This window comes from Streptomyces sp. CNQ329, from assembly GCF_000482585.1.
This window is the reverse complement of the sequence record NZ_AXVU01000072.1, coordinates 1-13,110: the sequence shown is the minus strand read 5'-3', so window position 1 is coordinate 13,110 and position 13,110 is coordinate 1. Positions and strand designations below refer to the sequence as shown.

The window sequence follows — 13,110 nt, the reverse complement described above, 5'->3', positions numbered from 1 at the left end:
CACGGCTACGGCAACAACAAGGTCCGCAAAAGCTGGTACCGCAAACAGGGCTACACCAACAGCCGAGGCTACGTCACCAGCAAATACCGCGCCCTCGTCCGCCACAACACCAGAAGCTTCAACTCCTACTGGGCACAGACCCGCGCACAGCAAGCCCGAGCCCAGGAAGAGCGCTACCGCCTCGACAGCATCAAACGCGACCAACTCCTCGCCGCCGCAAAAGCCAAAGCCGAATGGCGCAAAAAGGAGAACAACAAGTCCTCAATCCTGGGAGGAATAGGAGGCGCACTAAAGGGTGGCGTCAATATGATCGGGGACGGCCTCAAAGCGGGCTGGAACTTCACCAAGGACCACTGGCGAGGAATGACCGAAGTCTCCGTATTTGGCGTGTGCGTGCTGGCATCGGCCGGCTGGTGTACGCTCGCCGGAGGAGTTTATTGGGCATCGACTAATTATGCCGACTACGCTAACGGTGAATGGAGTGCCCAGAATGCGGTGCTCACGGCTGTCTGGACTGTCGGTGGAGGTATGGTGAGTCGGCAACTGGCCGGGAGTTGGCGTAGCGGAGCAATTAGCCGTGGTCCGGCAGGTCCCAGGCCGCCGCTTTGGCGTGGGGATAAGCGCCCGAAGGGTGCGCCAGGTGTGGTCAATTGGCAGATGACCGGAAACAACGCTGTGTTGAACGGCGGCCTGGCCTGGGGTACCTGCAGTGCTGGGTCGCTGAGTTCCCCGCTTTGCTAGAATGCCGAGGAGACGAAATGCGGATTGGTGATGTAGTCGTCCTGAGGCGTAAGAGCAGCTACATTGGAGGGTTCGTCGGCCTCTCGGTTGTGATTGCGATTTCCACTGCTGGCCTTGCGATTGGCTGGGAAAAGAATTCCCTTGCCGACACGGCTATTGCTGCAGCGATGTCGCCACTGGTCTTGCGGCTTATCTGGCGGGCTCTCATCGCACCGAGAGTGGAAATCCAGAACGGCGCGCTGCATGTGATTGGTTTTTGGGAATCCTGCTGGATTCCGCTTCACGGCATCAGAAAGTTGGACACGTCATTTGGCCTCTCGGTCCAGACTGCTGACGGGGGTGAGATTCCCGTCTTCGCTTTCTCAGGATCTAATGTCGATCGAGACCGTACGGTCAGGGATGCGGCAGAGAAAATCCGGGCGGCGATAGCAGTTCATCGATCTGGGGGTCGAGGATCCGTCAATTTCAAGGAGGCGTCGAAGCGAAGAATGTTGATCACCGTTGGTGATCTTCTTTTCCTGCCCTTTCCGGTTTTGGTGGCGCTGAATGTGGCTGGCCTACTTTAGCGAATCCCCGTAACTTTCGTGGACCAAGTCGCGCAGCACTCAATGTGGGTATCAATTCGCAGCTTTCATTGGGGATTCTGCGGTGCTGGGAGCGGGAGTGTTCTTGCCGGGAGTGGATGCTCGTGCGTGTCATTCAATCCGAGAGTAAAGATGCACAACCCTGACTGTCGAGTCCTTCAGCGTCGATCATGGAAGATCCTGGGCTGGGCCAGCGTCATCGTCATGTGGGCAATTGGTATCTCGGCGGCAATGGCGGGTATCCATCGGAACGGAAATTATCGCGACGCAATATTCTTCACAGCAGTGATTGCGGCGATCAGTGCCTTCTGCCGGCGTTATGGCACATGCCGGATCGTGTTGACCAGAAAATCCATCATTGTCGTCGGGCTCCTCGGTGTGCGTAACATTCCGTATGAGACGGTAAAAGAGGTAATCGGTGACCCGTACGAGGGTCTCTCTATAAGTGCAGTGCATGGTGACGAGATTAACCCCTTCTGCTTCGGCGGATCACTCGCTGACGTCCGCTTCCGAACTTCCCAGCGTGCGGCAGAGGAAATACGTGCCACGCTTCCACGATCGCCCAAATCGGACTCTAGTGCGCCCAGAATGGAGAAGAATATCTTGAGGCGCAGTCCTGGTGCGGACCTGTTCCTTGCCGTGGCGATTCTTGCAGGCATTATTGGGTTGATCCTTGTAGCGCTTGGGATTGTTTGAGTAATATCAATTCCTGCCTTTTAGCTGCGGATTGCTTACCTCGAACAATGCAATGATGTGCTTGCTGCAGAAAATTCGTCGCCCCTGGAGCACAAGTCCGGCTGGTTGCTGGCCGAGTAGGTGCATGGCCAAGAGTCACCACTGAGGCCGGCAGCCGGTCGACGAAGCCCGCCGCCGGCGAGTCGGCAGCCGACGCTGATGCTGCGGGCGGTGGGTCGGGAGGCGGCTGTGCGCTGTGCGGTTGCTCGTGACGCTCGTTTGACGCTCTACGTGGGCGACGGAACCCCCCACGGCGCCGGGAACCCGCTCTGACCTGTGGTTTTGTCTGCATGGCTTGGCAAGAGACGTTTCCGATGACCCACCACATGGAGTGCGTGGCAGTGCTGGTCAGGTCCGAGAAGGCTGCCTGACCTGCGAGTTTCGTCATGCGCATGAGGTGCGTGGGATGCGGCCCGGGGCCCGGTCACGACCGTGCCGGATGCGCGAGGGTGTCGACGGTCGCGGCGAACAACCACGGCAGCCGCTGCCCCGCGGGCACCAGCGCTGCCCGGACCGGGGGCATCCTCGTCGCGCCGAGCAGCGCCCGGGTCAGCCAGCGATAGCGCCGGGTGATGCGCCACCACTCCCGTTCGTAGGCCCTCAGGTCCCCGCTCACGACTGCCCGCACCGCCGCCGACGCCTGCGCGAGCGCCAGCGCGATGCCCTCGCCGGTCAGCGCGTCCACGTAGCCGGCCGCGTCACCGACGAGCAGCACGCGGCCGGCCGTGCGCGCGCTTGCAGCCTGGCGGAGCGGGCCCGCGCCGCGCACCGGCCCGGCGGTACCGGCTCCGGCCAGCCGCTCCTGCAACGCGGGGAAGGCGGCGAGGTGGTCGTCGTACGGTCTGCGGGCGGTGGTGAGCACCGCGACGCAGACGAGGTCCCCGGCCACCGGCGTCACATAGACCTCCGCGTCCCGGGCCCAGTGCACCTCGACGTAGTCGCTCCAGGGGGCGAGCCTGTAGTGACGCCGCAGTCCGTGCCTCAGGTGGGCCCGACGTGGCCGGTGCAGGCCCAGGGCTCGGCGGATCGGGGAGTGCAGGCCGTCGGCAGCGGCGAGGTGGCCGGTGCGGGTCCCGTCGACCACGACACCGTCGTCGTTCTGCTCGACACGGCGCACCGCGCGCTCCTCGACCCGCACGCCCGCGTCCAGCGCCGCCTCGCGCAGCGCCGTGTGCAGCGCGGTGCGGCGCACTCCGCGGCCCGGGCCCGCCCGGAAGCAGGCGTCGACCCGGTGCGCTCCGGCGACGTACCGGATGCCCCGCAGCTCGTGCCCCGGCGGGTGCACGCCGAGTGCCGCCAGGGCGGCGACGGCACCCGGCATCAGCCCTTCGCCGCACGCCTTGTCGACGGTGCCGGCGCGCTGCTCCCAGACGGCGACGTCGAGTCCCGCCCGGGCCGCGTGCAGGGCCGTGGCGAGACCCGCGGGTCCGGCGCCGGCGATGAGCAGGTCCATGCGCGCCTCCTCAGGTCAGCCGTGCCAGGGCGGCGTCTTCGACGCGCATGCGGGTGGTGAGCAGGAACCCGTTCAGCACGGTGAAGACGACTGCCGTGATCCAGGCCGAGTGCACCAGCGGCAGCGCGAGGCCCTCGACGACGACGGCGACGTAGTTCGGGTGCGAGAACCAGCGGTAGGGGCCGCCGGTCACGCGCGGACTGCCGGGCACCACGATCACCCGGGTGTTCCACTGCCGGCCCAGGGTGGCGATGCACCACCAGCGCAGCGCCTGTGAGGCCGCGACGAGCAGGAGCATGGTCCAGGCCAGGACCGGTGCGGTGTCCGGCCGCCGCACCCACACCTCCACGAGCGCGCCGGCGAGCAGGCCCGTGTGCAGCACCACCATGAACGGGTAGTGGCCTCGTCCGGACTCCACGCCGCCCCGCGTGGTGCTCCAGGCGGCGTTGCGCTGGGAGACGGCCAGTTCGGCGACCCGCTCCAGGCCGACGGCCAGGATCAGGGCGGTGAACAGGACCTCGCCGCTCACCCCTCGCCCCCGGGGGCGCGCAGGAGGACGAGTTCGGAGCAGAAGCCGGGGCCCATGGCGAGCATGAGCCCGTGGGATCCGGGCGGGGGCGGGCGGTGGGCGAGCGTGTCCGCCAGGACGTGCAGCACCGAGGCGGAGGACAGGTTGCCGATCCGGCGCAGTGAGTCCCAGGTCAGCCTCAGGGCGTCCCGCTCGACGTCGAGGGCTTCCTGCAGGGCCTCCAGGACCCGGGGGCCGCCGGGGTGCGCGACGTACCAGCCGAGGTCCTCGCCGGTCAGTTCGTGGTCGGCGAGGAAGCCGCGGACGTCGTCGCCGACGTACCGGCGCACCAGGTCGGGGACCGAGGAGTCGAGTACGATCCGGAAGCCGCCGGCACCGATGTCCCAGCCCATCGCGCGCTCCGATTCGGGGTAGAGACGGCTGCGCGAGGCGAGCACCTCGGGGCGGGCGGGGGCGTCGGACTGCGCAAGCGGGTGTTCGGGGCCGACGGCGACCACCGCCGCGGCACCGTCCCCGAACAGACCGCTTGCCACGAGGTTGGCGAACGAGGTGTCGTCACGCTGAAGGGTGAGCGAACACAGTTCGACCGACATCAGCACCGCGACCCCGTCCGGGTTGCTGCGCAGCAGGTCGCGCAGGCGTGCGATGCCGGCCGCGCCGGCGACGCAGCCAAGGCCGACGAGGGGCAGGCGCACCACGTCGGGGCGCAGCCCGATCTCCGCCGCGACGCGGGCGTCGAGCGAGGGGACGGCCAGGCCGGTCACCGTGCACGACACGATGTAGTCGACGTCGGCCGACGTGAGGCCGACGTCCTTGAGCGCTTCGACCACTGCGCGACTGCCGAGTTCGACGCCGGCCCGGATGAAGACGTCGTTCGACCGGCCGAAGTCCCCGAGCCGGGCGTACTCCTCCAGCGGGAGCACGGTGTGCCGGCTCTCGACGCACGCGTTGCGGTGCAGCCGCTCGACCACGCGGCGATCGAGCGTGCCCTCGACCAGCGTGGTGGTGAATGACTCGGTGATCTCCTCCTGCCGGTAGCGGTGCTCGGGCAGGATGCCGCGCACGCTGACGACGCGTATGGTCATGCTGGCTCCCGGGTCGGGCCGATCGGACGAGTGGGTACGACGAGCGCCGGCCGCGGCCGAACGCGACGGCGTGGGTGTGCGCGTGCTGACGCCATCAGCCGGCCACCAGCAGCACGACGTCGAGCAGAGCGATGGCCAACGCGGCCCGGAAGGGGGTGCGCCCCCGGGCGCCCAGCGTGAACACCGCGAGGACGGCCACCGGCGCGAGGGACGCCCCTGCCCACCACGAGGGGGTACCGGCCGGACCGAGCACGGCGAGCAGCGAGGCTGCCGGCAGCAGCAGCGCGGCCAGGACGCGCGAGCGCCGTCCGCCGAGCCGGTGGGGCAGGCTGCGGACGCCGGTGCGTGCGTCGTCGGCGAGGTCGGGCAGGGCGTTCGCCAGATGCGCCCCGACGCCGAGCGCGGCCCCGGCAGCGGTCATCCACAGCGGTGCCCACACCGGGGTGGGGCCGGCGAGGGTGACGATCGACGGGAGCGTCCCGAAGCCGCTGACGTACGGCACCCAGGACCACGAGGTGGCCTTGAGCCCGAAGTTGTAGACGTGGCCCGCACCGGTGCCGAGGACGACGTTGACCAGCGCGCTGCGCCAGCCGCAGAGCACGGACAGGACGAGACACGCGAGCGCGGCGGTGACCACGGCACGCACCACCCAGCCGACCGGGAGGGCGCCGGTGGCCAGCGGCTTGTCGGCGCGGCCGACGGCACGGTCGCGCGAGAGATCGCGCAGGTCGTTGCCCCAGCCGATCGTCAACTGACCGGTGAACACCGCTGCGGTGACGACGACGGCGTCGAGCGGCCGCAGGTCCGCGCGGACGGCGAGCAGGGCCGTGACGGCGGTGACCGCCAGGGCGGGCCCGCCGTGGGCCGCGGCGAGCAGCGCGAGCACGGGCGACGGTCCGGGGCGTGCCTGAGCGGAATCGGTGGTCACGGGAGTCGCCGCACCGCCTCCGGACCCCGGTGGGTGGCGTCGCCAAGCGCGCCGAGCCCGGTGCGCGACCGCACCACGGGCACCCCGCCGGACGCGGCCTCCCTCATGCCCGCGGCCACCCCGGCAGGCGCGTCCGGGCCGTCCCGAAGGCCGCCGGGGCCCCCGGACCGCCGCCGGGCCGGGCATGCGAGGCCGTAGGCGTCCTCGACACGCAGACCTTGCACGACGACGGAACCGACGGTCCGGCTCGCCCCGGTAATCGCGACATGCATGCACATCAGGTGCCCCGTCGCCCCTCCGCTCACACGAGCCGTTACGGCATCCGGCGGATACGGCAGTCGGGCCGGCTCCTCCGCCGGCTTCGATCCGCTCGCCGCCCGGGACCCCTTCATCCCCGCCAAGAGCGCCGGGCCTTGCCCGTGCGCCTGCCCTCCGCCCCGGGCTTCGTACCACCACGGCGCGCGACCGGTCGCACGACCTGGCACGGTCTCCAGCCGTATCCGCGGTGCCGGGGGAGCGGGAGAGCTATACATCTGATGTCTTGCTCACCGAGGACGGGAGCGGAGAGTGATCTCTGCTCGCACGATCGGATATGACGGCGGGTCACATACCTTATCACTCCTTATATGATTGTTTGAACTCGTGCCTGCGGCGCCATGTTTCGGCAATTCTTCCCCACCTTGCGAACGCACGCTTGCGCCCCTTCCGTCAGACATTTAATGTCTCCGAGCGCGGGGCCGGGCCGCGCCGGAGGCGACCGCCCCGGCCGCGCCGGTCCTGCTCTACGCGCGCCGGCCCACCTCGCCAGGGGTATCGACCCGGCGCCGGCTCACCCGGCGCACGTAGGCCGAACACGCAACGCTGAGCGTCCACTGCACGGAGTTCCAGGGCACCAGGCTCTGTTGAGCGGTGCCATGCCATGTCCGCAGAGGAGATGAGGATTGCGATGATCAGCAGCCCGAAGGCGAGACGGAGATCCCGCACCCGGCGGGCCCTCGCCGCCCTGACGACCGCCGCCCTCGCGACGGCTGCCACCCTGATGTCCGCCGGCACCGCCCACGCCGCCGACACCCTCGGCGCCTCGGCGGCCGAGAGCGGGCGTTACTTCGGCGCCGCGGTGGTTCCCAACCTGCTCGGCGACGCCTCGTACGGTTCCACGCTGAACCGTGAGTTCAACAGCGTCGTGGCGGAGAACGCGATGAAGTGGGACGCCACCGAGCCCAACAGGGGGCAGTTCAGCTTCGGCGGCGGCGACCAGATCGTCAGCCATGCGCAGAGCAACGGCATGAGCGTGCGCGGCCACACCCTGGTCTGGCACGCCCAGGTTCCCGGCTGGGTCGGCAACCTCTACGGTGACGACCTGCGCTCGGCGATGGTCGGCCACATCAATGGCGTCGCGGGCCACTGGCGGGGCCAGATCCACTCGTGGGACGTGGTGAACGAGGCGTTCGAGTGGGACGGCAGCCGCCGCCAGTCGATCTTCCAGCAGCGGCTCGGCAACGGCTACATCGAGGACGCGTTCCGGGCCGCCCGGGCGGCCGACCCGAACGCCAAGCTCTGCTACAACGACTTCAGCACCGACGGCATCAACGCCAAGAGCACCGCGATCTACAACATGACCGCCGACTTCCTCAACCGCGGCGTGCCGATCGACTGCGTGGGCTTCCAGAGCCACCTCGGCTCGAACTCCGACATGAGCAGCTACCGGGCGAACCTGCAGCGTTTCTCCGACCTCGGCGTCGACGTGCAGATCACCGAGCTGGACGTCGGCGGCTCGGGCTCCGCCCAGGCCACCGTGTACCGGCAGGTCACGGAGGCGTGCATGACCGTGGCCCGTTGCACCGGCATCACCACGTGGGGCATCACCGACCGGTACTCCTGGCGCGGTGATGACACCCCGCTGCTGTTCGACGGCAATTACCAGAAGAAGGAGGCGTACCACGCCGTCCTCGACGCGCTGAACGGCGGGAACAGTGGTGGCGACGGCAGTGAGCTACGGGCAGTGGGGGCGAACAAATGCCTCGACGTGCCGGACGAGTCGACCGAGCCGGGCACCCGGGTGCAGATCTGGGACTGCTGGGGCGGAGCCAACCAGCAATGGACGCACACCTCCGCCGGCGAACTGGCGGTCTACGGCGGTACGTCACGCCGGTGTCTGGACGCCGAGGGCGCCGGGACCGGTGCGGGCACGGCGGTGATCATCTGGACCTGCCACGGGGCAAGCAACCAGAAGTGGAACGTCAATGCCGACGGCACGGTCACCGGGGCGCAGTCGGGGCTGTGTCTGGGCGTCACCGGCTCCTCCACGGCCAACGGGGCGCTGCTGCAACTGGAGACCTGCTCCGGCGCGGCCAACCAGCGGTGGGCCCACGAGTGAGGCCGGCCTCCCCCGCCCTGCAAGCCCGGGGCGGGGGAGGCGGTTGCTCCGGGATCTGCCGGACTCGCACCGGTGGAGCGAGCGGTCCGCCGCACGAGATCCCGAATCGGCGGTGCCCGGAGCACCCGTGCTCGCCATGCCGAATATGGGCCGGCCGGTGGAAAGTTGATACGCATGAGGACGGCGCCTCACGGGGCCGTCAGGCGGTCGGCGGCCTCAGACGCGTGCCGCGCTGAGCCTGTCCGGCTCGCCGTGCCAGGCGGCGATCAGGATCTGTTCCAGCGCGTCCACGTCGAGCGGCACGGGGTTGTTGTCGATGAGTCTCCTGATGCCGATCGAGGCTTCGGCCAGTCCGCGGACGTCGCCGGCCTCCACCCCGAGTTCGGCCAGTGAGGCGGGCAGTCCGACGCGCAGCCCGAGCTCGTGGACCGCTGCCACGGGATCGGTGCATTCCATCACGTCGGCCAGAGAGGCCATCTCCGCCGGGCGCGCCGTTCGGTTGAACTGCATGACGTAGGGGAGCAGGAGGCCGGTCCCGAGCCCGTGGGGCGTGTGGGTCGCCGCCCCGACCGCGAACTGGAGGGCGTGCCCGGCGGTGACGCCGGCGTTGCCGAAGGCGATGCCGGCGAGCAGGCTGCCGTAGAGCATGGCGGACCGGGCTTCCAGGTCGTTGCCGTCGTCGACGGCGCGGGCCAGGTTGGCGACGATGCCGCCGGCCGCGGTCAGTGCGAGGGTGTCGGAGAGCATGTTCTTGCCGACCTGCGGCCGGGCGAGCACCGAGGACGCGGTGGGGGGCCGGCGGATCGCCATGAGGGACTCCACGGCGTGGGCCAGCGCATCCATTCCCGAGTGAGCGGTCACCGTGCGCGGTGCGCCCACGGTCAGCAGCGGGTCGCAGAGCGCGTGCCGCGGGATGAGGTGCCGACTGGCGACGCCGACCTTCATCCGCGTCGTCGCATCGGTGATCACGGAGACCGGCGTGACCTCCGAGCCCGTCCCGGCCGTGGTGGGCACGGCGATCAGCGGCAGCACCGGACCCGGCACCGACTCCACGGCGTAGTAGGTGCTCAGCGTGCCCGGATGGGTCACCAGCAGCGCGGTGACCTTCGCGAGGTCGAGGGTGCTCCCGCCTCCGACGGCGACGATCACGTCCGGCCGGTACTGCGTGGCGTACTCGACCGCCTCCGTGATGGTGCTCTCGGGCACGTCCACGACGGCTTCGGAGAACACGCCTGCGTCGACACCCGCCTCGTGCAGCGAGGTGAGCACAGCGGTGAAGCCGGGTGATCCGGTGATGTTCGGATCGGTGACGACCAGCGCCCGGTCGCCGTACCCGGCGGCGAGCCGACCCGTCGCGGAGGCCATCCCGGTGCCGAAGATCACCTGGGCGGGTGTGCGCAGGATCGCGAAGTCGTTGATGGCTCCTCCAGAAAGATCGTCAGGAGCCGGTGCAGCTCCGTCGGTCGTTCGGCCGGTGAGGCGTGCCCGCACGCCCCGAACAGGTGGGCCCTCGCGTCCGGCAGCAGGCGCAGAAGGGGCAGGGTGCTGAACTCCGGCGGTACGACGCGGTCCTCCACGCCGTGCACCAGGAGCGCGGGCGCCCCTATGTGCGCCAGCTCGTCGGCGGACAGCGCGAGGTCACGTACCCATCGCTCGCGCGGCGGCGGGAACATGGCGGCGAACGCCTCGCGCGGACCCGGTTCGAGCGTGGCGGCGAGCCGCGCCTCGACGGCCTCGTCGGTGCGGAACGCCTCGTCGACGTGGAGCAGCTCAAGGAGTGCACGCGCAGCCGCGCGCCCGGGCCGGTACGCCCAGAGCCGGTCCAGACCCGGCGGCAGCGGCATGTCGGTCCCGAGGGTGCCGATCCCCACCAGCCGGGTGACCGTCCGCGGCCGGGCGTGGGCCACCGACAGTGCGATGGCTCCACCCATGGAGTTGCCGACGACGGCGCAGCGGTCCAGCTTCAGTTCGTCCAGGAGCTCCAGCACCTGCTCTGTCCACGCGCGGCGGCCGTAGGGGTGCTCCCCGCCGGACTCCGGGCCGGGGAGCGGTCTGCTCCGGCCGAAGCCGGCGAAGTCGGGCGCGATGACCCGGAAACCGGGCGCCATCGCCGCCATGAGGGGCTCCCAGGCCGCGCCCGTGGTGCCTGGGCCGGAGCCGTGCAGCAGGACGACGGCCGGGCCGGAACCCGCCTCGCGCACATAGGTCTCCTGCCCGGCTGTCCGGACCGTCCTTCCCTCGATGCCGGGGCCCGTCGTCCTCGCGACGCCCGGGCGCGCGCTCTCCACGGGAAAGCTCACGCGACGGCGGTCAGCCGGCGGCGCTGGAGCGCTCGAGGACCGATACGAACGCCCGCGACCACTCCGGCAGGTCCGGCCAGCCCCGGCAGGAGACCATGTTCCCGTCGACGACGTCGGGCCCGTCGACGACCGCCGCGCCGGCGTTCTCCATGTCCGCGGCCAAAGGTCCGAACGCGGCCGTGGTGCGGCCCTTCAGCAGGCCGTAGGCCGCCGGCACCTGCGGCCCGTGGCACACGGTGCCCACGGGCAGGTCGTGGGCGAAGAAGTACTCCGTGATGCGGCGGACGTCGGGGTCGAGGCGGATGTACTCGGGAGCGCGGCCACCGGGAATGATCAAGCCCGCGTACTCCGCCGGATCGACCTCCGAGAAGGCCAGGTCGACGGGAAGCCTGCGCCCGTTCTTCTCCGTGTACGCGTCGCAGTCCGGCTCGAAGTCGTGGATCACGAGCTGGACGTCCCGGCGCGTCAGCGCCGCGACGTCGGCCTGATAGCCCGCCTCCCGCATACGGAAGACCGGGTACATCGTGTCCAGCTCCTCGGCCGCGTCGCCGACGAGCACAAGCACCTTCTTCATCGTTCCTCCGGTTCTCGGCAGTCCTGATCGCGCACGCCCTTGTCGCCTCCCGGGCGCCCGGCCCTCAAGGCCCGCGTCAGTTCTGCGGACTCCACGGTTGGATCTTCGTTGCGTTGGCTGTGAGGCCGCCCGGGATCTACCGGCCGGTGGAGCTGAGGGGCGTGGAGGAGTCGAACTGGGTGAAGAACTTCCACACCTCTCCCGACGTCCAGGTCTGCCAGCCGCCGCCGGTGGTTCCGTCTATGGGGCCGGGGTCGTGCCCTCCGTCGAACGCGGCCCATACGACGGGATACCCGGTGCTGCACCCGGAGTATGCGGTGACGACGTGCGTCAGACTGCCTTGCCCCGGCTCGGGCGGGTTCTGCTGGGTACAGCCGTTGTTCCTGACGAAAGTGTCGCGCAAAGCCCGTCCCGAGGAAATGGGCAGCACGTTGTCCCTGAGGCCGTGGAGCCCCATGTACGCGACGGGTTGCGTACCGCCGTCGCAGCCGCTGAGGTTCGCGCCGGAGTAGACCGCCACCGCGCGGAAGACCGTCGCTCGGCTGCAGGCGAGGGCGTACGACATCGCGCCGCCGTAACTGAATCCCGCGGAGAAGACCTGCGTCGTGTCGACACACAGGCCCGCCTCGATCTCCCGGAGTATGTCGTCGACGAGGGTCACGTCCTGACCATTGGAGTTGGCCCAGCCGTTGTTGAGGCCCTGGGGCGCCACGAAGATCGTGCCGTTGCCCGCGCTGTCCGCCAGGCGCCTCAGGCCGTAGTAGGACCAGTTGTACCCATCGGATCCGCCCGAGTCGACATCGTTGGCGGTGCCGCCCAGCCAGTGCATTCCGAAGATCAGCCGGTAGGGGCGGTCGTTGTCGTAGTCGGCGGGGACCCTGAGGATGTAGCTGCGGTTCTGGTTGCTGCTGGAGATCGTGTGCGTACCGCTGGCCAGAGTCGGAGCCTGGCCGCATCCGGCGGTCGCGGCGGCGGCACCGACCTGCACGGGCGACGTGCCTGGGCCGGGACTGCTGCTCAGCGCCGTGCCGGGAGCGGCCATGACGATAAGGGCCGCAGCCACGAGGGGGACTAAGAGGGATCTGTATGTCATCGGTTTCTCCCTTTCCGTCGGGACGTCGGTCGCCCGTGTGCGTGCCCGACGGCAGACGTCATATGTTTGGGAGCGCTCCCGAGCGTAGTGCTCCTTCTCCGGGCTGTAAACGGACCTGCCGGCCCGGGCCGGGGAAGATCCAGCCGGCCCGCGGCAGAGCGACGATCCGGCGGTGAGGCGGGTGTCGGTGAAGGCCCGGAGAGAACCCCGCCGTCCGGGAAACCCCGGCCGGGGTGCGGCCGGGGTTCCTCGAAGCGGTGGGTGTCAGCGCTGCAGGGTGAGGACGCCGGGTCGCCAGGGGAGCTGGTCGTACGGACCGCCCGCGCCGGGATCCTTGCCCTGGTAGAGGAACTGCAGGTTGCAGGGGTCGATGGTCATGGTCTGGTCGGGGTTGGTGCGGACGAGGTCGCCGTGGCTGATGTCGTTGGTCCAGGTGGCGCCGCTGTTCGCCCGGCCCGCGAAGGGGTTGCTCTCACTGGTGGCCTGCGGGGTCCACGAACCGTTCAGGCTGGAGGACGTGAACGACCGGTAGTAGCGGCCGTTCGAGCCGATGGCTTCGACGATCATGAGGTATTGGTTCTGGCCGTCGACTTTGTAGACCTGTACCCCCTCGAAGAGGTTGTTCGTCGAGTCGGTCATGATCGTGGTGTAGGAGGAGCCGAAGTTGCCGGGGAAGTTCCCCAGGGGCATGCTCGCCCGGTAGATCCGGCC

General features: G+C 69.3%; 12 protein-coding genes and 1 pseudogene. 4 read left to right on the top strand and 9 right to left on the bottom strand.

The window, feature by feature from the left end:
• The 3 genes from I003_RS36250 to I003_RS36240 all read left to right on the top strand — a co-directional run.
• Positions 1–741: hypothetical protein (locus I003_RS36250; RefSeq protein WP_158689031.1), on the top strand; the 741-nt coding region annotated here is incomplete at its 5' end.
• Positions 742–758: 17 nt separating this feature from the next.
• Positions 759–1,307: a hypothetical protein gene (locus I003_RS36245; RefSeq protein WP_158689030.1), complete on the top strand. Its 549-nt coding sequence runs from the start codon at positions 759–761 to the stop codon at positions 1,305–1,307.
• Positions 1,308–1,433: 126 nt separating this feature from the next.
• The gene (locus I003_RS36240; protein WP_158689029.1) at positions 1,434–2,021 is read left to right on the top strand and encodes a hypothetical protein; all 588 of its coding nucleotides are present in this window, start codon (positions 1,434–1,436) and stop codon (positions 2,019–2,021) included.
• Positions 2,022–2,484: 463 nt separating this feature from the next.
• Here I003_RS36240 and I003_RS0127900 read toward each other — a convergent pair whose 3' ends face one another.
• The 4 genes from I003_RS0127900 to I003_RS0127885 form a co-directional block, all read right to left on the bottom strand.
• Entirely contained in the window at positions 2,485–3,513 is a 1,029-nt protein-coding gene (locus I003_RS0127900; protein WP_027774501.1) for an NAD(P)/FAD-dependent oxidoreductase, read from the bottom strand.
• Between the two features lie 10 nt (positions 3,514–3,523).
• The gene (locus I003_RS0127895) at positions 3,524–4,042 is read right to left on the bottom strand and encodes an isoprenylcysteine carboxylmethyltransferase family protein (RefSeq protein ID WP_027774500.1); all 519 of its coding nucleotides are present in this window, start codon (positions 4,040–4,042) and stop codon (positions 3,524–3,526) included.
• Positions 4,039–5,127 (bottom strand): 3-oxoacyl-[acyl-carrier-protein] synthase III C-terminal domain-containing protein, encoded by a 1,089-nt coding sequence (locus tag I003_RS0127890; protein WP_027774499.1) that lies wholly within the window; start codon positions 5,125–5,127, stop codon positions 4,039–4,041. Before I003_RS0127890 ends, I003_RS0127895 begins: the two co-directional genes overlap by 4 nt.
• Positions 5,128–5,221: 94 nt before the next feature.
• Entirely contained in the window at positions 5,222–6,055 is an 834-nt protein-coding gene (locus tag I003_RS0127885; RefSeq protein ID WP_051368551.1) for a UbiA family prenyltransferase, read from the bottom strand.
• 940 nt (positions 6,056–6,995) lie between these two features.
• Here I003_RS0127885 and I003_RS0127875 point away from each other — a divergent pair.
• Complete coding sequence (locus I003_RS0127875) at positions 6,996–8,432, top strand: endo-1,4-beta-xylanase (protein ID WP_486584425.1); 1,437 nt, start codon at positions 6,996–6,998, stop codon at positions 8,430–8,432.
• Positions 8,433–8,648: 216 nt separating this feature from the next.
• On the opposite strand, the gene I003_RS0127870 is transcribed toward I003_RS0127875, so the two are convergent.
• The 5 genes and pseudogenes from I003_RS0127870 to I003_RS33485 all read right to left on the bottom strand — a co-directional run.
• Positions 8,649–9,815, bottom strand: a complete 1,167-nt coding sequence (locus tag I003_RS0127870; protein WP_051368549.1) for an iron-containing alcohol dehydrogenase — start codon at positions 9,813–9,815, stop codon at positions 8,649–8,651.
• Positions 9,812–10,633, bottom strand: coding sequence for an alpha/beta fold hydrolase (locus tag I003_RS33495; RefSeq protein WP_106966357.1), 822 nt, complete (start codon positions 10,631–10,633; stop codon positions 9,812–9,814). The genes I003_RS0127870 and I003_RS33495 overlap by 4 nt, the downstream gene beginning before the upstream one ends.
• 109 nt (positions 10,634–10,742) lie before the next feature.
• Positions 10,743–11,306 (bottom strand): DJ-1/PfpI family protein, encoded by a 564-nt coding sequence (locus I003_RS0127860; RefSeq protein ID WP_027774494.1) that lies wholly within the window; start codon positions 11,304–11,306, stop codon positions 10,743–10,745.
• Positions 11,307–11,463: 157 nt separating this feature from the next.
• A pseudogene (locus tag I003_RS33490) lies at positions 11,464–12,399 on the bottom strand (CE1 family esterase); the annotation flags it as partial.
• A gap of 264 nt (positions 12,400–12,663) precedes the next feature.
• Positions 12,664–13,110, bottom strand: a 447-nt coding sequence (locus I003_RS33485; RefSeq protein WP_037721936.1) for a non-reducing end alpha-L-arabinofuranosidase family hydrolase, incomplete at its 5' end; no start/stop codon positions are given.

What these genes read in the sequence shown, in the direction of transcription:
- I003_RS0127890 (WP_027774499.1), bottom strand. Translation starts at nt 5,127, where the DNA reads ATGACCATACGCGTCGTCAGCGTGCGCGGCATCCTGCCCGAGCACCGC.
- I003_RS36245 (WP_158689030.1), top strand. Translation starts at nt 759, where the DNA reads ATGCGGATTGGTGATGTAGTCGTCCTGAGGCGTAAGAGCAGCTACATT.
- I003_RS0127900 (WP_027774501.1), bottom strand. Translation starts at nt 3,513, where the DNA reads ATGGACCTGCTCATCGCCGGCGCCGGACCCGCGGGTCTCGCCACGGCC.
- I003_RS0127860 (WP_027774494.1), bottom strand. Translation starts at nt 11,306, where the DNA reads ATGAAGAAGGTGCTTGTGCTCGTCGGCGACGCGGCCGAGGAGCTGGAC.